Consider the following 18,413-nt stretch of genomic DNA (forward strand, 5'->3'; position numbering starts at 1 on the left):
CGGCGCGGCGGACACGGATACAGGAAGAACGGCCGACCATCACAGAGGGTTCCCGGCGAACACGGAGAGTTTCCACAATCGTCCGTACCGCGAGCAAGCCTTCACCGTCGGCCAGGCACTTCTCGCACCCGTCAGGGCCCGGTCGGCACCCAGTCCGGCAGCGCCTCGACCCGTTCCACCCACCGGGCCGGCGGTGTCCCCGCCTTGCCTGAAGCGAGGACGCCGCCCACGATCGCGCAGGTCGTGTCCACATCGCCGCCCACCTGGGCGGTCGTCCAGAAGGCCGCGTCGTAGTCCCCGAGGCTGCGCGCGGCGGACCAGAGGGCGAAGGGGACCGTGTCATGGGCGGTCGTACGGCGACCGCATCCCAGGACGGCCGCGACGGTGCCCGCGTCGCCGTAGTCGAGCATGTCCCGGGCGCGCCTCAGCCCCTGACCGACCGCGCTCTTCGGCACCAGGGCGATGACGCCCTCGAGGAGCGCCTCGGGGCTCGGCGGCCCGTCGGGAGAGCCGGCCAGTGCCGCCGCGGCGGCCACGGCCATGGCACCGACCACGGCCTCACGGTGCTGGTGGGTGGGATAGGCGGAGATCTCCGCCTGGTGGGTCGCCTGCTCCGGATCATCCGCGTACCAGGCACCCAGAGGGGCGATCCGCATCGCCGCGCCGTTGCCCCAGGACCCCTGTCCGTTGAAGAGGGCGGCGGCCAGCTCGCGCCAGTCCCCGCCCTCCCGAACGAGTCGCAGCAGCCGGTTGACCGCGGGTCCGTACCCCCGGTCGAAGTCGTGGCGCTCGGCGAAGGAGCGGGCCAGCGCATCCTGGTCGATGCGCCCGTGGGCGGCGAGGACAGCGACCACGGAGCAGGCCATCTCGGTGTCGTCCGTCCACTGCCAGGGGCCTTCGGGCAGCTCGCGCCGCTGCAGCAGGGGGTAGTGCGCCGGAACGAAGAACTGGGAGCCCAGGGCGTCTCCCACGGCCAGTCCACGCAGGCTCGCCAGGGCGCGCTCCAGGCGCCCGGAGGAAGAGGAGTCAGCGGTCATCGCTCTGCCACTCTATCCGTTCACCCAGTACGGCATCGGCTTGCGCCAGCGCTCGAAAGGCCGGTCGAGGGTGTACTTGCCGTCGTCTCCGAGAACGAGCATCCGCTTCTCCGCGTTCCCCGGGTTCGACAGCGACTCGAATTCCGCGACGGTCCAGTGGAACCAGCGCATGCAGAACAGCCGCATCGCGAGCCCGTGCGTCACCAGGAGCACGTTCGGCGGGTGATCGGGGTCCTCGAAGCTGCGGAACAGGCTCTCCAGGAAGCCGCCGACCCGGTCGTACACGTCGGCGCCGGACTCCCCCTGCGGGAACCGGAAGAAGAAGTGGCCGTACGCGTCCCGGTAGGTCTTCTGCAAACGTACGTCGTCGCAGTCCTGCCAGTTGCCCCAGTCCTGTTCGCGCAGCCTCGGCTCCTCCCGGATGCGTATCAGGTCAGGGTCGAGGTGGAAGGCGCGGAGCGTCTCGTGCGTACGGCGATACGGGGAGACGTACACGCTCACGCGTTCCCGGCCGAAGAGTTCCCGTAGCTCCTTGCCGGTCTCCTCGGCCTGTCTCCAGCCGCGCTCGGTCAGCGCGAGCGCGTGGTCGGGTTCGCGCTCGTACACGGAGTCGTCGACGTTGCCCGTGGACTCGCCGTGCCGGACAAGGACGATGCGCCGTGGTCGTGCCATGCCCAAACCCTAGATCGAGTGAGGGGGAGTCGAGCACTCGTACGGGCTCCATACGGCGTAGGTCACACGAATTCGGTGTGCCGGGCCGTTCCCGGACTCGTTTCGCAGCCTCTTCAGGATGTGAGTCTGCCTTTCAAACCGACGGTCCGGGTCTCAGACCGTCCAGGACGGTTCCATGTCCACGATGTCACCGGAGAGCGACGCGACGTCGGCCTCGGTCTGCGCCCGCAGGGCGAGGCGTTCCACGCGCTCGGTACGGTACTTGCCGTGCTCGGCCGCCGACCGCCACATCGACAGGACCAGGAACTCCTGCGGGGGCGCCTCGGCGAACATGCCACGGATCATGCCGGGCGAACCGGCCATCGCGGGGTTCCAGACCTTCTCCTGCATGAGGGTGAAGTGGTCGACACGCTCCTCGTGGACCCGGCACAGGGCGACCCGGATCAGATCGGCGTCGGTGAACCGCGGCTCGAAGCCCGTCTTCACGTCGAAGCGGTACTCGAAGAGCTTGGCCTGGGCGTCCTTGAACGTGCCGGACTGGGCGGACGCCAGGCGGTCGTGCGAGCGGGCCATGAAGGAGTCGTAGAAGGCGCGGCTCTCCCAGAACGCGAAGGTGTGCGCCACCCCCGGTCGCTGCCGGCTCCAGCCTCCGCCCTGTCCCCGAAATCCCGGCTCCCCCAGAAGCCCCGCCCATTTCCGCTGCCCCCGCTCGAAGCCGCGGCGGTCCACCACGGTGCAGCGAATCCACTTGACCAGCACCGCGCCATGGTAAGGCCACCGGACGTGGCGCCGGTCACGCTCCGGCGCAGATCACCCGCGCAAGCGCTCCGCGCGCGTGGCACGATGGGCAAAGAGCCCTGGCTCCGGGGGAGTTGGGGACGAGGCAGTCACAGGGGGAAGGGGACGCCCGTTGTCCGGCTTCAGCAAAGGAATCAGCAAGGTCGAGGTCGCGCTCAAGTGGGACCCGAGTCCGGCGGGTCAGCCGCCGACCGACCTCGACATCATTGCGGCGACGTTCACCTCGGAGGACGCATACGGGACTCCGGCCTATCTGGTGCACTTCGACAGCCGCTCACCGGACGGCACGATCTTCCTCAACCGGGACAGCACCGACGGCAGGGGCTTCGGCTGGGACGAGGTCATGACGCTCGAACTGGACCGGCTCGCCGAGCGGTACGCGCGCGTGGTGGTCGGCGTGGTCATCCAGCAGCGGACCGGGCACAAGACCTTCGCCACGGTGCTGAATCCGGCCATGCGGGTCCGGGAGGAGCGCTACACCGTGCTCGCCGAGGACGACTTCGGCGCCGTCCTCGGGGCGACGGCGGCCACGATCGCCGAGTTCGCGCGGGACGACTCCGGGGAGTGGACCTTCCGTCCTGGCGTGCACGGATTCGAGGAGGATCCGGCGGCCTTCACCCGGGTCATGGGCAGGGCGCACCGGCTCTGAGGGCATCAATGGGTAAAGGGCACACACGGGTAAGGGGCGTCGGCCGTGGCCGACGCCCCTTACTTCAGAAGCCGCGTGTCATCAGCTGCAGCCGCTGGTCGAACCGCAGCCCTCGCAGATGTAGCAGGAACCGGCGCGCTGCATCTTCGTACCGCAGGAGAAGCACAGCGGGGCGTCGGCCTGGATGCCCAGCTGCATCTCCACCAGTTCGGCGCTGGTGTGCGCCTGCTTCGGAGCGGGCTTGGCCGCCTCGGACTCGGCCTTCGGCGCGGCAACCGCCTTCAGCTCCTGGGCGCGCGGCGCCGACTGGGCCAGGCCCTCGACGTCGACCTCGTCGTCGGCCGGCTCGTAGGAACCGGTCTCCAGGTGCCGCTGGCGCTCCTCGGCGGAGTGGATGCCGAGCGCCGAGCGGGTCTCGAAGGGCAGGAAGTCCAGCGCCAGGCGGCGGAAGATGTAGTCGACGATCGACTGCGCCATCCGCACGTCCGGGTCGTCCGTCATGCCGGCCGGCTCGAAGCGCATGTTGGTGAACTTGGAGACGTACGTCTCCAGCGGCACGCCGTACTGCAGACCGACGGAGACCGCGATGGAGAAGGCGTCCATCATGCCCGCGAGCGTGGAGCCCTGCTTGGACATCTTCAGGAAGACCTCGCCGAGACCGTCGTCCGGGTAGGAGTTGGCGGTCATGTAGCCCTCGGCGCCGCCGACCGTGAAGGACGTGGTGATGCCGGGACGGCCCTTGGGGAGGCGCTTGCGGACCGGGCGGTACTCGACCACCTTCTCGACCGCGGTACGGATCGTCTCCTCGGCCTTCTCGGCGATCTCGGCCTTCTCGTCCTCCTTCTTCTTGGCGGAGAGCGGCTGGCCGACCTTGCAGTTGTCGCGGTAGATCGCGAGCGCCTTGACGCCCAGCTTCCAGGCCTCGAAGTAGATCTCCTCGACCTCCTCGACGGTCGCCGTCTCCGGCATGTTGACCGTCTTGGAGATGGCGCCGGAGATCCACGGCTGGATCGCGGCCATCATGCGGACGTGGCCCATCGGGGAGATGGCGCGCTCGCCCATGGCGCAGTCGAACACCTCGTAGTGCTCCTGCTTCAGGCCGGGGGCGTCGATCACATTGCCGTGCTCGGCGATGTGGGCGACGATCGCCTCGATCTGCTCCTCCTGGTAGCCCAGGCGGCGCAGGGCCTGCGGGACGGTGCCGTTGACGATCTGCATCGAGCCGCCGCCGACCAGCTTCTTGAACTTCACAAGAGCCAGGTCGGGCTCGACACCGGTGGTGTCGCAGGACATAGCGAGACCGATGGTGCCGGTCGGGGCGAGGACGGACGCCTGGGAGTTACGGAAACCGTTCTTCTCACCAAGACGCACCACGTCCTGCCAGGCCTCCGTGGCGGCGGCCCACACCGGGGTGTCCAGGTCGTCCATGCGCACGGCCGTGCCGTTGGCGTCCGCGTGCTGCTGCATGACGCGCTTGTGGGCGTCGGCGTTGCGGGCGTAGCCGTCGTACGGACCGACGACCGCGGCCAGTTCGGCGGAGCGGCGGTAGGCCGTACCCGTCATCAGGGAGGTGATCGCGCCGGCCAGGGCACGGCCGCCGTCGGAGTCGTAGGCGTGGCCGGTGGCCATCAGCAGGGCGCCGAGGTTGGCGTAGCCGATGCCGAGCTGGCGGAACGCGCGCGTGTTCTCGCCGATCTTCTGGGTCGGGAAGTCCGCGAAGCAGATCGAGATGTCCATCGCGGTGATGACCAGCTCGACGACCTTCTGGAAACGCTCGGTCTCGAAGGACTGGCTGCCCTTGCCGTCGTCCTTCAGGAACTTCATCAGGTTCAGCGAGGCGAGGTTGCAGGACGTGTTGTCCAGGTGCATGTACTCGCTGCACGGGTTCGACGCGGTGATCCGGCCGGACTCGGGGCAGGTGTGCCAGGTGTTGATGGTGTCGTCGTACTGGATGCCGGGGTCGGCACAGGCCCAGGCGGCCTCGGCGATCTTGCGGAAGAGCGCCTTGGCGTCGACCTCCTCGATGACCTCGCCGGTCATCCGCGCGCGCAGGCCGAAGTTTCCGCCGTCCTCGACCGCCTTCATGAACTCGTCGTTCACACGGACCGAGTTGTTGGCGTTCTGGTACTGGACGGAGGTGATGTCGTCACCGCCCAGGTCCATGTCGAAGCCCGCGTCGCGCAGGACGCGGATCTTCTCCTCTTCCTTGACCTTGGTCTCGATGAAGTCCTCGATGTCGGGGTGGTCGACGTCGAGCACGACCATCTTGGCGGCGCGGCGGGTGGCACCACCGGACTTGATGGTGCCGGCGGAGGCGTCGGCGCCGCGCATGAAGGAGACCGGGCCGGAGGCGTTGCCGCCGGAGGAGAGCAGCTCCTTGGAGGAGCGGATGCGGGAGAGGTTCAGGCCGGCACCGGAGCCGCCCTTGAAGATCATGCCCTCTTCCTTGTACCAGTCGAGGATCGACTCCATGGAGTCGTCGACGGACAGGATGAAGCAGGCGGAGACCTGCTGGGGCTGCGGGGTGCCCACGTTGAACCAGACGGGGCTGTTGAAGCTGAAGATCTGGTGCAGGAGGGCGTACGCCAGCTCGTGCTCGAAGATCTCGGCGTCGGCGGGCGAGGCGAAGTACTTGTAGTCCTCACCGGCCTTCCGGTACGTCTTCACGATGCGGTCGATCAGCTGCTTGAGGCTGGTCTCGCGCTGCGGGGTGCCGACGGCACCGCGGAAGTACTTGCTGGTGACGATGTTGACCGCGTTCACCGACCAGAAGTCGGGGAACTCGACGCCGCGCTGCTCGAAGTTGACCGAGCCGTCGCGCCAGTTGGTCATGACGACGTCACGGCTCACCCATTCGACCTCGTCGTACGGGTGTACGCCAGGGGTGGTGTGGATGCGCTCGATGTGCAGTCCCTTGTTTCCCGCCTTGCCAGCCTTGGCTCGGGAACCTCGTGCCGGACCGCTCGCCGTCTCTGTCATGCCGCCTCCCTCTACGGGCAAAAACGCCCTGAAGTGCCCCGTTTGTTCCCGTGGCACGGTGTTCTGTCTTGTGTTGCGGGCACCATCAGCTGCCGCCCGCAACAGGTCTTGGTTCGCCGCCTCCGGCCGGCATCCGGGTCTCCCCCCGGTCTCCGGCCCGCCCGGTCAGTCGGCGGCGCGGGCGGGCTCGGGGACCCGAGTGGTCCCGCCGGGCCCGCGATCGTCTTCCTGGCTCCCCGCTCCCGCGTCGTCGTCGCCCGCGACGGGGCCTCGCGTCGCCTCCCTCAGCTCCGCGATGGCGGCCTCGAAGTCCTCGAGCGAGTCGAACGCCCGGTAGACGGAGGCGAATCGCAGATAGGCGACGAGGTCGAGTTCCTGCAACGGGCCGAGTATGGCCAGGCCCACGTCGTGGGTGGTCAGCTCGGCGCTTCCGGTGGCCCGCACCGCCTCCTCGACCCGTTGGCCGAGCTGTGCGAGTGCGTCCTCGGTGACAGGTCGCCCCTGGCATGCCTTGCGCACGCCGTTGATGACCTTGGTACGGCTGAAAGGCTCGGTGACTCCGGACCGCTTGACCACCATGAGCGAGCACGTCTCCACGGTCGTGAAACGACGGGAGCAGTCGGGGCACTGGCGGCGCCTGCGGATCGACGTGCCGTCATCGGTCGTACGACTGTCGACCACACGGCTGTCGGGGTGCCTGCAGAAGGGGCAGTGCATGATCTCCAACCCTCCTCACAGCAGACTCAACAACCTCGCCGAGCCCCAAGAGCCCCGCGAAGCAGCCCTAAGCATAGGCGATCGCGGAGCCGTCTCAGACCCGGGGGACCACAACTTGTGGGCTGCTGTAGCCATCCAACCACTACATGTGGGGATCGACTCATTCACCGAGGCAGACACGCGTGTCGCGGTGGAAAGGCACGCGACACCGCCACCAGGGGTGACCATCCGGGGACACGCGGTCAGAGAGCGACGCCGTCGTGGCACTTACGGAGATACCGTGGGCGCCACACGGAGGACACGTGGGACTCCGGCACAGAAGGGGCCCGAGTCCCGGCCGTCCGGGTTCCGGATGGCAGACTGGGGACACGACCCACGAGGTCCACGTCCCGGCGGCGAAGGGTACAACAATGGACGCTTTTGTCCGCCAGGTGGCGCGTTAGCTATACACCCACACACATGATCACGGCAGGCGAACCACACTTTTTCACTCGAACGTGTGTTTGGCGCAACCTTTCGAAAGCAACTACCGTTGTCCAGCAGGGAGACCATCGAGAGGGGCCGACGTGACCACCACCGCAGACAGTGCCACCATCACCGCCCAGGACCGCTCCCAGGGCCGAGTCGAGCCGGTACACGCGATGAACGAAGCCACGAATCCCGAGGCGCACAAGCGCTCCTTGCCGGGCCGACCTCCAGGAATCAGGGCGGACAGCTCCGGACTCACCGACCGGCAGCGCCGCGTGATCGAAGTCATCCGGGATTCCGTGCAGCGCCGCGGCTACCCGCCGTCCATGCGGGAGATCGGCCAGGCCGTCGGCCTCTCCAGCACCTCCTCCGTCGCCCATCAGCTGATGGCGCTGGAGCGCAAGGGTTTCCTGCGCCGCGACCCGCACCGCCCGCGCGCGTACGAGGTCCGCGGCTCCGACCAGTCCGTGACCGTGCAGCCCACGGACACCGCCGGCAAGCCCGCCGCGTCCTACGTCCCCCTGGTCGGCCGAATCGCTGCCGGTGGGCCCATTCTCGCGGAGGAGTCCGTCGAGGACGTCTTCCCGCTGCCCCGGCAGCTCGTCGGTGACGGTGAGCTGTTCGTCCTCAAGGTCGTCGGCGACTCCATGATCGAGGCCGCGATCTGCGACGGCGACTGGGTCACCGTGCGCCGTCAGCCGGTCGCCGAGAACGGCGACATCGTGGCGGCCATGCTCGACGGCGAGGCCACCGTCAAGCGTTTCAAGCGCGAGGACGGCCACGTCTGGCTGCTCCCGCACAACGCGGCCTACGAGCCCATCCCCGGTGACGACGCGACCATTCTGGGCAAGGTCGTCGCGGTCCTGCGGCGCGTGTGACGCCTGTGGCGGGCAGGCCGCTCGGCCGGTTCGCTCCCTGACCGGGCCCCGGAACCCCTGCGCCGGTTCCGGGGCCCTGCTGTGTCCGGGTCGGCCTGTGCTTTCGCATCGCGGGGTAGCCCGGCCGATGGCCGGTCGGGCTACCCCGCGATCACACCGCCTCCGCCTGCGCCGCCCCTGCCTGCGCCGCCCCTGCCTGCGCGGTCTCCGCCTGCCGTGCCGCCGCGTCGATCGCCGCGAGCGACTTGCGCACCTGGTTACGGTCCGTGGTGTACCAGAAGTCCGGCAGTGACGCCTTGAGATAGCCGCCGTAGCGCGCGGTGGCCAGTCGCTGATCCAGTATGGCGACCACGCCCCGGTCGCCCGACGCGCGGACGAGCCGGCCGGCGCCCTGCGCCATGAGCAGGGCCGCATGGGTGGCGGCCACCGCCATGAAACCGTTGCCGCCCGCGTCCTCGACCGCCTTCTGCCGGGCGCTCATCAGCGGGTCGTCCGGGCGCGGGAACGGGATCTTGTCCATGACGACCAACTGGCAGCTGGGGCCCGGGACGTCGACGCCCTGCCACAGGGACAGCGTGCCGAAGAGACACGTCTTCGGATCGGCCGCGAAGTTCTTGATCAGTTCGCCGAGGGTCTCCTCGCCCTGGAGCAGGATCGGGAACTCGGGGATCCGGGAGCGCAGCTCCTCGGCGGCGAGCTGGGCGGCCCGCATGGACGAGAACAGCCCGAGGGTGCGGCCGCCGGCCGCCTGGATGAGTTCGGTCAGCTCGTCGAGCATGTCGGAGCGCTCGCCGTCACGTGCCGGGCGGGACAGGTGCTTGGCGACATAGAGGATGCCCTGCTTGCGGTAGTCGAAGGGGGAACCGACGTCCACGCCCTTCCACTTCGGCAGATCCTCGCCCTCGGCGCCCTCGGGGCCGAGTCCCAGGGAGGCGCCGACACCGTTGAAGTCCCCGCCCAGCTTGAGGGTCGCGGACGTGAGGACGACGGCGCGGTCCGCGAAGAGCTTCTCCCTGAGCAGGCCCGAGACCGACATGGGGGCGATCCGCAGGGACGCGCCGAAACGGTCGTGCCGTTCGTACCAGACGACGTCCCACTCCGAGCCGTTCAGGACGCGCTCCGCCACGTCGTGCACCGTCTCCACCGAGGCCAGTGCCTGTTTGCGGACCGCGTCCTCGTCCTGCACCGACTTGTCGCGCGTCGCGCCGATCGCGGAGATGACCGTGCGGGCGGCGTCCCGCAGTGCCATGAGGGCGTAGCCGAGATCCTCCGGGATCTCCTCCAGCCGGCCGGGCAGGGCCAGCTCCATCAGCCGCTCGAAGCCCTCGGCGGCGGTCTGGAGCTGGTCGGCGGCCTTCTCGTTGACGAGCTTGGCGGCGCGGCGCACGGCGCGGTTCACCTGGCCCGAGGTGAGTTCGCCGGTGGCGACGCCGGTGACCCGTGAGACGAGTTCATGGGCCTCGTCCACGATCAGCACCTCGTGCTGAGGCAGCACCGGAGCACCCTCGATGGCGTCGATGGCGAGCAGGGCGTGGTTCGTGACCACGACCTCGGCGAGCTTGGCGCGCTCACGGGCCATCTCCGCGAAGCACTCGGCTCCGTAGGCACACTTCGTCGCGCCCAGGCATTCCCGCGACGAGACCGACACCTGCGCCCAGGCGCGGTCCGAGACACCCGGTGTGAGATCGTCCCGGTCGCCGGTCTCGGTCTCGTCCGCCCAGTCGCGCAGCCGGAGCAGGTCCTGGCCCAGCTTGCTGGTGGGCGCGGCCGCCTCGAACTGGTCGAAGAGGCCGTCCTCCTCGTCCTGCGGCATGCCCTCGTGCAGACGGTGCAGGCACAGATAGTTCGACCGGCCCTTCAGCATCGCGAACTCCGGGCGGCGACGCAGCAGCGGATGCAGGGCGTCGACCGTACGCGGCAGATCGCGTTCGACGAGCTGGCGCTGCAGCGCCAGCGTGGCCGTCGCGACGACCACTCTCTCCCCATGTGCGAGCGCGGGCACGAGATAGCCGAGCGACTTTCCGGTGCCGGTGCCGGCCTGGACCAGCAGGTGGGATTCGTCGTCGATCGCCCCGGCGACCGCTTCGGCCATGGTCACCTGGCCGGGGCGCTCCGTGCCGCCGACGGCGGCGACAGCGGCATGCAGGAGTTCGGGGAGTGAGGGCTTCGTCATAGCCCGACCACCCTACGGCCCGGCACTGACAAACGGGCGGTCAAGGCAGGACTGCGGGGCGGGGTCACGCGGGCTCCTCCTGTTTCTCGGCCTTCTCGGATGTCTTCTCCACCTTCCCTGACTTCCCGGACTTCTCGGGCCTCTCGGGCTTCTCGGGCTTCTCGGGCTTCTCAGGTTTTCCGGGTTTCTTTGATCGAGCGGGAACCCTGCCGGCCCGGGCCACGTTCAAATCTGTGAGCGCTTCGTCACCCAGCGCTACAACACATCACGCAGGACTCGGTTCCGGATCATGAGGGCGGCCCGCTTGCCGGGCAGGTCGACCTCGGCCGCGAACCGGAAGCCTGCACTCAGGAACGCTGCGACGGAGGGGGTGTTGTGAAGATCGGGTTCCGCTACGACACGTGCGCACGCCGGGCGCCGGTCGAGGACGAGGTCGGCCACGGCTCGGAGCAGGGCGGAGCCGATCCCCCGCCCCCGATCCGCGGCCCCACCGACGAGGAGGTGGATCCCGGTGTCGTGCGGGCGGGCCGGATAGTGGCGGGCCAGCGGGTCCAGATCTGCCCGGTAGATCTCCCAGTAGCTCATCGGCGCGCCGTCCAGCACGCCGAGACACGGCACGCTCCGCCCGTCGCCGTCGAGCTGAGCCCGCAGATGGTCCTCCGTCCGGCTCCGGGGCCCGGCCAGCTCCCAGAACCGGGCGACGGCGGGGTCGTTCATCCAGCGATGGACGAGGGTGAGGTCATGCTCGGCGTGTACGGGCACGAGGTGGAAGGAGCCGACGGGAGTGGCGACCGGCCCCCATGTGGGGAGTCGGTCCAGGAGACAGCCCGGCCCTGCGACGAAGCGGGCGAGGAAGTCTGCGGGCAGGTGCAGGTCGAGTGTGTCCTCGCCGTCCTCGCCGTCGTCCTCGACGGTGAAGCCGGTGAACGGCGCGTCCCGGCTGCCCGTGCCATCCGCTCGGCGGCCGGTCGGGCCCGGGTGGACGGGGGTGCCCGCGTGAGCCGGGACAGGGTTGCTGCCGGCGTTCGCGTCGGTGGGAGGCACGGTGCGCTCCTCTCAGGAGACGAGGTGGGTTATGGTCCTCGGATGTTCGGTCGGGTGGTGCGGTGTGCTCAGGAATGAAGGGGGTTGGTGATGGTGACGTAGACGGACTGGGTGTCGACCGGGCCGACGAGTTCGTCGAGGCCGCGCAGCCGGGTCAGCAGGTTGGCCTTGCAGCGCAGGACGGGTGAGTCGAGCAGGCGGCGGGGCAGGGAGGTGCGTGGTGCGGCGGGGCCCGAGGCGAGGTCCGCGAGGAAGCGTCGGAAGGCGGCGAGGAGCAGGCGCTCGTCGGCGAGTCGCTGGGCGCCGAACGCGCCGACCAGTCCGAGCACATTGTTGATGGCGAGGTAGTAGGCGAAGCGTTCGTCGGCGACCTCGTCGGAGACGAACGTGTCGCTGCGCTCCCCGATGCCGGGCAGCCGGGCGTCCAGTTCGGCCCGCCGGGACTCGCGGAAGTAGTACCCCTGGTTGTCGCGGTAGCGGCCGCCGACCGGCCAGCCGTCGCGGTCCAGCAGGAGCAGGGTGTTCTGCTGGTGGGCTTCGAGGGCGATGCCTGCCTTGCCGTCCAGCCAGAGCACGGGCCGGACGACCTGCTCCAGGTACCGGAGGAACCACTCCGTGGCGACGGCTCCGGCGGGGCGGCCGGTGCGTGCGGCGAGTCGCGCCACCAGCTGGGCGAGCCGGGACCGCATGGGCCGTGCGGTGTCCGGCGTCGAGGGGGCACCGCCGGGCTCGGCGACGGGCCGGGGCGAGACGAGTCCGGCGACACAGCCGACGTCGTCGGACGGGGCGAACGGGTTGTGCCGGATCATCACGTCGAGTCCGGGCACGGGTCGTCCGCCCGGGTCGTCGACGGCCAGCCAGGCCGGGTCGCGGACGACGTCGAAGCCGGGGTGGACCGCCTGCCACCGCTGGGACAGGCCGGTGCGCAGCAGCCGGTGCACCTCGACTCCACGGTGCAGTTCCTTGCGCAGGTTCTCGCGGCGGGAGTTGGTGATGCGCAGGCCCAGCGACAGCTTGAGCATCGCGGGGGCGCCGGATCGGTGGACCGTTCGTACGGAGGAGGTGGGATGCCAGACGGAGCCGAAGGGGCCGAGGTCGCGCAGGAGCCCGGAGTCGAGCAGGGCGGCGACGGGCGCGCGAAGGCGCAGCTCGCGGGCCTGCCACGGGTGCAACGGCAGCGCGGCGTACCCGTCGGGCAGATCGAGCGCGCCGTCGGCAAGGCGTCGGGTGAGGTGGTCGGCGGGGACGGGACGGCCGCGCTCGGTCCACGCCGAGTCGGTCGTGAGGAGAGAGGGGGAGACGGCCATCCAGTGCAGCGGGAAGGAGCCGTGCAGCTCAGGTGAGTACAGACGGGTTTCCGCCTCCGTCAGGCCCTCCCGGCTCTTGGGGGTCGGGTGCAGGGGATGGCCGAGGAGGAGTGCCTGTTCGGCGCCGAGGAAGAGGTCGGCGGCCTCCGCGGGGTGCTCGCGGCGGTCACGGATGAAGGTCGCGGTGCGGCGCAGCGAGTCGGCCACCCTGGCCACCAGGTCGCCGTCGTCGCCCCGGCCGGCGGTGGGGGCCGGGGCGCCGGCCGTGGCGGCGGGGGCGCGGTCCGTCTCGCGGGCGAGCAGCGCTGCCAGGGTGACGGCGTCGACGGGCGGGGCGGTCTCGGGTGCGCCGGTGAAGCGGGGCGGACCGAAGCGGTGCCAGCCCGTCGGGGACCAGTAGCGGACCGGTACGAGGAGGGAGGTGCCGCTGGCGGGCAACGGGAGGCGAAGGGTGCCGCACGTGGGGGCAATGAGGTCGGTCTCGCGCACCCAGCAGCGCAGCAGGTTCTCCGTGGCGGCGGACTGGGCCGCGGTGCACGGGTCGGGGTCCTCGAGCAGGTCGGCACCGGGCTCCGTGACTCGGGTGAGATCCGCGGTGCGCCTCTTCTGCTGGGGGACCGACTCGACGAGCGGGACGGGCGAGGGCGGGGTGCCGGGGTCTCCCTGTTCGTCGGGGGATCCGGAGCTGCCGTCGGGGCTGGGGGTGGCGTTCATGACGGCTCCTCGGGACTGGCTGGGGGTGTGCGGGGCTGCTTCGGGCGCTCGGCCGCCGTTCCCCGGTGGCCGGTGGTCACCTCGGCGGCGCGGGGGCTCACGCCGGCGAAGGCGCGACTCTGCGGGGTCAGGAGAGGCCGGGCGGGCGGGTGCGGTGCTCAGCCGGCGCGCTGGGCAGGGCCTTTGGGCCGGGCGCGCTGTGGGCCGTGCTCCTCGGGGTGACGGGCCACCGCGGCGACCGCGTCCGCCAGGCGGTCCAGCACGGCCGCCGCCTGCTCGTCGCTGATCGTCAGCGGAGGCAGCAGCCGGACCACGGCAGCGTGCCGGCCGCCGAGTTCGACGATCAACCCGCGCTCCAGGCACTCGCGCTGGACGGCCGCGGCGAGTTCGGGTGCCGCCGGACACGGAGGGCGGGCGGGATCCTGACCGGGAGCGGGAGCGGGCGGCCCGCCGTCGGACGCGGTGCCGTCGCCGTCCGGGTGCACCAGCTCGACCCCGATCATCAGGCCGCGCCCCCGGACCTCCCCGACGCAGGCGAACTGACGTGAGAGTTCGGCGAGTTGGGTCAGCATGCGGGAGCCGAGGCCGGCGGCTCGTTCGGCGAGGCCGTTCTCGCGGACGTGGGCGAGGGTGGCGGCGCCCGCGGCCATGGCGAGCTGGTTGCCGCGGAATGTGCCCGCATGGGCCCCGGGCTGCCAGACGTCGAGGTCGTCGCGGTAGACGATGACGGCCAGCGGGAGGCTGCCGCCGATCGCCTTGGACAGGACCATCACATCGGGGGTGATGCCACTGTGACCGACGGCCCAGAAGGCGCCCGTCCGGCCGACTCCGGTCTGGATCTCGTCGGCGATCAGCGGGATGGCGCGGTCCGCCGTCAGCTGCCGCATGCGGCGCAGCCACTCGTCCGGCCCGGGGATCACCCCGCCCTCGCCCTGGACGGGTTCGAGGATCATGCCGGCGGGCAGCGGTACGCCGGACTTGGGGTCGTCGAGGAGGGACTCGGTCCAGCGGGCGGCGAGTTCGGCGCCGCGTGGGCCGCCGGTGCCGAAGGGGCAGCGGTAGTCCTGCGGATAGGGCAGACGGGCGACCTGGATGTCGCGGGCGCCGCCGGAGGCGGCCAGGGCGCCGGCGGTCATGCCGTGGTAGGCGCCGGTGAAGGCGAGGATGCCGGTGCGGCCCGTCGCGGCCCGGACGAGTTTGAGGGCGGCCTCGACCGCGTCGGTGCCGGCCGGTCCGCAGAACTGGACGCGGGCCCGGCCGGCGAGCCCGGGCGGAAGGGTGCGGAACAGTTCGGTGATGAAGGCGTCCTTGACGGGGGTCGCCAGGTCGAGGACGGAGAGGGGGGCGCCGGAGTCGAGGACCTTACGGATGGCCTCCAGTACCACCGGGTGGTTGTGGCCGAGGGCGAGGGTGCCCGCGCCGGAGAGGCAGTCCAGGTAGCGGCGGCCGTCGGCGCCCTCGATGGTGAGGCCGCGCGCCCGGACGGGCACGATGGGCAGGGCCCGGGCGTAGGTGCGTGCCGAGGACTCCCGCGCCGACTGGCGTCTCAGGATTCCCTCGTGCACACCGCGCGCGTCCCCGTGCGCACCTGAAGCCATCGTCTCCGTAACGGCCACGGCTCGCTGTCCTCCCGCTGTTCAGAGGCGAGTTGATCCGCGGGGACCGGAAGACAGGCAGCCGACCCCCCACCGCTACAACCTCGGACCGCCCGGTGGGTTACGGGTTCCGCGAAGATCATTGCCCCCTCCTGGTGCGCAGGCGGGGTGAAGGAACGTCAAACCGGCACATCCACGGATGATTGACCAGGTCAGACGGCTTGTAGCCGAACCGTTGCCGTTCCGTCGGAAGTCCCCCACGGCGACCGCATAGTGTGGGACGCCGTTCCAAGAACGCCGTGAGACCGGCATGAACTCCTCATGAGTTCGCCGCCGGTGGCGCGGCACAAGCGCCGAGTTCCTTCACCACAGGGGGAGTCAAGAGCATGCGATCCATACGGCCGTCGTTCACCGTTCGGCGAGGGAGGGGCACCCGTCGTACGTCCACCTCGCTCGCGGCGGTCGCCCTCGTCTCGGCGCTGGCGATGACCGCCACTGCCTGCAACGGCGACGACAGCGCCGACAGCAAGCCCACCGCCTCCGCGGCCGCGGCCGGCGACGGAAAGATCAAGATCCCGGACGACCTCAAGCAGAGGCTCAAGGAGCACGGGATCGACCTCGACAAGTGGAAGAACGGCGCCTGGAAGAACTGGGACAGGAAGGACTGGCTGCGCGAGGCCGACGACTTCATCAACCCGATCATCAAGGGTCTGTGGGACCCGAACCGGATGCGTCATGCCAATGACCCGGGCAAGGGCGTCAACGACAACGACATCTCCGGTGACCAGGGCGTGACCGACCCGACCCCGCAGCCGGTGAAGGCGCAGGCCGTGGCGGCGCCGTACCACGTCAATGCGGCCGCTTCGGGCAAGGTGTTCTTCGACTCCCCCGAGGGCCACATGGTGTGCTCGGGCACGGTCGTGGAGGACCCCGCGCACCCGGGCAAGTCCAACCTGGTCTGGACGGCGGGTCACTGTGTGCACGCCGGCAAGAGCGGCGGCTGGTACCGCAACATGGCCTTCGTGCCGTCGTACAACAACTCCGCCAAGTCGCTCGGCCAGCTGCAGAACGCCGGCAAGTCCGAGATCGCGCCGTACGGCGTCTGGTGGGCCGACGGGGCGCAGACCTCGCAGCAGTGGATCGACCAGGGTGGTGAGACCGGCGGCAAGGGTGCCTCGTACGACTACGCGGTGATCCATGTGACGCCGGAGCAGGGCAACGGCGGCAAGTCGCTGGAGGAGACGGTCGGCGGGGCGCTGCCGGTGAACTTCGACGCCCCGGCGGTGCCGAAGGTCAGCAGCATCACCGCGTCCGGTTACCCGGAGGCGGCGCCGTTCGACGGGCAGCTGCTGTACCAGTGCAAGGACAAGCCGGGCCGGCTGTCCGTCAGCCAGTCGGACCCGACGATGTACCGGATCGGCTGCACGATGACCGCGGGTTCCTCCGGGGGCGGCTGGGTGGAGGCCGGTTCCGACGGCAAGCCGGCGCTGGTGTCCAACACGTCGATCGGCCCGGTGAGTTCGGGATGGCTGGCCGGTCCGCGGTTCGGTGACGTGGCCAAGGGTGTGTACCAGTCGGTGAGCAAGAAGTTCGCCGGGCAGTGAGGGCGGTTGAACTCGCCCCTTCGTCACAGCGGTCGGCTGTGCGTCGGCGGCTGAGGGTCGTCTCCGGCTGATCGCGCCCACGCGGCGCAGCCGCGTGTCGACCGAGCCCCGTGCCTCTTACGGGCGCACGAAGGCCCGCTCCCTGAAAAGGGGGCGGGCCTTCGTCATGCCGTCGGTCAGGCGGCCGGCGCCGGCACGTACGGTGCCAGGTCCGCTGCCAGTTCCTCGTGCACCCGGACCTTGAGCAGGGTGCCCTCCGCGGTGTGCTCCTCGGAGATCACCTCGCCCTCGGAGTGGGCGCGGGCGACCAGCTTGCCGTGGGTGTACGGCACGAGCGCCTCGATCTCGACCGAGGGGCGGGGCAGGTCGTTGTCGATCAGGGCGAGCAGTTCCTGCATGCCCTGGCCGGTGCGGGCCGAGACCGCGAGCGAGCGCTTCTCGGTGCGCAGCAGCCGCTGGAGGACCAGCGGGTCGGCCGCGTCCGCCTTGTTGATCACGACGATCTCCGGTACGTCGGTGGCGCCGACGTCACGGATCACCTCGCGCACGGCGGCCAGCTGCTCCTCCGGCACCGGGTGCGAGCCGTCCACCACGTGCAGGATCAGGTCGGCGTCGCCGACCTCCTCCATGGTGGAGCGGAACGCCTCGACGAGGTGGTGCGGCAGATGGCGGACGAAGCCGACGGTGTCCGCCAGCGTGTACAGCCGGCCGCTCGGGGTCTCCGCGCGGCGGACGGTCGGGTCCAGGGTCGCGAACAGGGCGTTCTCGACCAGGACGCCGGCGCCCGTGAGCCGGTTGAGCAGGGAGGACTTGCCGGCGTTGGTGTAGCCCGCGATGGCGACGGACGGCACCTTGTTTCGCCGGCGCTCCTGGCGCTTGATCTCGCGGCCGGTCTTCATGTCCGCGATCTCCCGGCGCATCTTCGCCATCTTCTCGCGGATCCGGCGCCGGTCCGTCTCGATCTTGGTCTCACCGGGACCACGGGTGGCGAGACCGCCGCCCTTGCCGCCGCCCATCTGCCGGGACAGCGACTGACCCCAGCCGCGCAGCCGCGGCAGCATGTACTGCATCTGCGCGAGCGCGACCTGCGCCTTGCCCTCTCGGGACTTTGCGTGCTGGGCGAAGATGTCCAGGATCAGGGCCGTACGGTCGATGACCTTGACCTTGACGACGTCCTCCAGCTGGATCAGCTGGCCGGGGCTCAGCTCACCGTCGCAGATGACGGTGTCCGCGCCCGTTTCGATGACGATGTCGCGCAGTTCCTGGGCCTTGCCGGAGCCGATGTAGGTGGCCGCGTCCGGCTTGTCACGGCGCTGGATGACGCCGTCGAGCACCAGCGCGCCCGCGGTCTCGGCGAGGGCGGCCAGCTCCGCGAGGGAGTTGTCGGCGTCCTGTGCGGTGCCGGTGGTCCACACGCCGACGAGCACGACCCGCTCCAGGCGGAGCTGGCGGTACTCGACCTCGGTGACGTCCTCCAGCTCGGTGGACAGGCCCGCCACACGGCGCAGGGCCGCGCGCTCGGAGCGGTCGAACTGGTCGCCGTCCCGCTCGCCGTCGATCTCGTGGCTCCAGGCGACGTCCTCTTCCATCAGGGCATCGGCCCGAAGACCCTCGGGATAGTCGTGCGCGAGGCGCTTGGTGTCCTGGGAAGGGGAAGAAGAGGAGGTCATTGGATCCTTACGTCGATGGGATCGCCGTTACGGCGTCGGTGGGGCGGCCTGGCGAGACCGCTCATCTCGTCAACGCGCGAGTACCCCGGGAGATTCCCGTGTCCCGTC

The 18,413-nt window shown here is 70.2% G+C and carries 13 protein-coding genes; 3 read left to right on the top strand and 10 right to left on the bottom strand.

Going from position 1 to position 18,413, the window contains the following annotated elements:
* Positions 1-131: 131 nt before the first annotated feature.
* The 3 genes from A6P39_RS12950 to A6P39_RS12960 all read right to left on the bottom strand — a co-directional run bounded on the left by A6P39_RS12950 (position 132) and on the right by A6P39_RS12960 (position 2,468).
* Entirely contained in the window at positions 132-1,037 is a 906-nt protein-coding gene (locus A6P39_RS12950; protein ID WP_067054810.1) for an ADP-ribosylglycohydrolase family protein, read from the bottom strand.
* Positions 1,038-1,049: 12 nt separating this feature from the next.
* Complete coding sequence (locus A6P39_RS12955) at positions 1,050-1,709, bottom strand: histidine phosphatase family protein (protein ID WP_067054813.1); 660 nt, start codon at positions 1,707-1,709, stop codon at positions 1,050-1,052.
* Between the two features lie 153 nt (positions 1,710-1,862).
* Entirely contained in the window at positions 1,863-2,468 is a 606-nt protein-coding gene (locus A6P39_RS12960) for a YdbC family protein (RefSeq protein WP_067054816.1), read from the bottom strand.
* A 151-nt stretch (positions 2,469-2,619) separates the two neighbouring features.
* On the opposite strand from A6P39_RS12960, the gene A6P39_RS12965 reads away from it, so the two are divergent.
* Entirely contained in the window at positions 2,620-3,156 is a 537-nt protein-coding gene (locus A6P39_RS12965) for a TerD family protein (protein WP_067054817.1), read from the top strand.
* A gap of 81 nt (positions 3,157-3,237) precedes the next feature.
* Here the strand turns inward: A6P39_RS12965 and A6P39_RS12970 are convergent, their stop codons facing one another.
* Together A6P39_RS12970 and nrdR are read right to left on the bottom strand one after the other, a co-directional pair.
* Complete coding sequence (locus tag A6P39_RS12970) at positions 3,238-6,135, bottom strand: vitamin B12-dependent ribonucleotide reductase (RefSeq protein WP_067054820.1); 2,898 nt, start codon at positions 6,133-6,135, stop codon at positions 3,238-3,240.
* Between the two features lie 165 nt (positions 6,136-6,300).
* The gene (nrdR, locus tag A6P39_RS12975) at positions 6,301-6,852 is read right to left on the bottom strand and encodes a transcriptional regulator NrdR (protein WP_067054949.1); all 552 of its coding nucleotides are present in this window, start codon (positions 6,850-6,852) and stop codon (positions 6,301-6,303) included.
* 566 nt (positions 6,853-7,418) lie between these two features.
* Here nrdR and lexA point away from each other — a divergent pair.
* On the top strand, positions 7,419-8,198 hold the full coding sequence (lexA, locus tag A6P39_RS12980) for a transcriptional repressor LexA (protein WP_067054824.1): 780 nt from the start codon (positions 7,419-7,421) through the stop codon (positions 8,196-8,198).
* Positions 8,199-8,349: 151 nt separating this feature from the next.
* Here the strand turns inward: lexA and A6P39_RS12985 are convergent, their stop codons facing one another.
* From A6P39_RS12985 to A6P39_RS13000, 4 genes are all read right to left on the bottom strand, one after another.
* Positions 8,350-10,371 (bottom strand): ATP-dependent DNA helicase, encoded by a 2,022-nt coding sequence (locus A6P39_RS12985; protein WP_067054827.1) that lies wholly within the window; start codon positions 10,369-10,371, stop codon positions 8,350-8,352.
* A gap of 255 nt (positions 10,372-10,626) precedes the next feature.
* The gene (locus A6P39_RS12990; RefSeq protein ID WP_067054830.1) at positions 10,627-11,415 is read right to left on the bottom strand and encodes a GNAT family N-acetyltransferase; all 789 of its coding nucleotides are present in this window, start codon (positions 11,413-11,415) and stop codon (positions 10,627-10,629) included.
* A gap of 68 nt (positions 11,416-11,483) precedes the next feature.
* Entirely contained in the window at positions 11,484-13,436 is a 1,953-nt protein-coding gene (locus A6P39_RS12995; RefSeq protein ID WP_067054833.1) for an IucA/IucC family protein, read from the bottom strand.
* Between the two features lie 158 nt (positions 13,437-13,594).
* Positions 13,595-15,034: a diaminobutyrate--2-oxoglutarate transaminase family protein gene (locus A6P39_RS13000; RefSeq protein WP_079133789.1), complete on the bottom strand. Its 1,440-nt coding sequence runs from the start codon at positions 15,032-15,034 to the stop codon at positions 13,595-13,597.
* A 383-nt stretch (positions 15,035-15,417) separates the two neighbouring features.
* Here A6P39_RS13000 and A6P39_RS13005 point away from each other — a divergent pair, with 383 nt between their 5' ends.
* Entirely contained in the window at positions 15,418-16,635 is a 1,218-nt protein-coding gene (locus A6P39_RS13005) for a trypsin-like serine peptidase (protein WP_199841014.1), read from the top strand.
* A gap of 176 nt (positions 16,636-16,811) precedes the next feature.
* On the opposite strand, the gene hflX is transcribed toward A6P39_RS13005, so the two are convergent.
* Positions 16,812-18,305, bottom strand: coding sequence for a GTPase HflX (hflX, locus tag A6P39_RS13010; protein ID WP_067054839.1), 1,494 nt, complete (start codon positions 18,303-18,305; stop codon positions 16,812-16,814).
* Positions 18,306-18,413: the final 108 nt, after the last annotated feature.

It is taken from the genome of Streptomyces sp. FXJ1.172, from assembly GCF_001636945.3.
Taxonomy (GTDB): Bacteria; Actinomycetota; Actinomycetes; order Streptomycetales; family Streptomycetaceae; genus Streptomyces.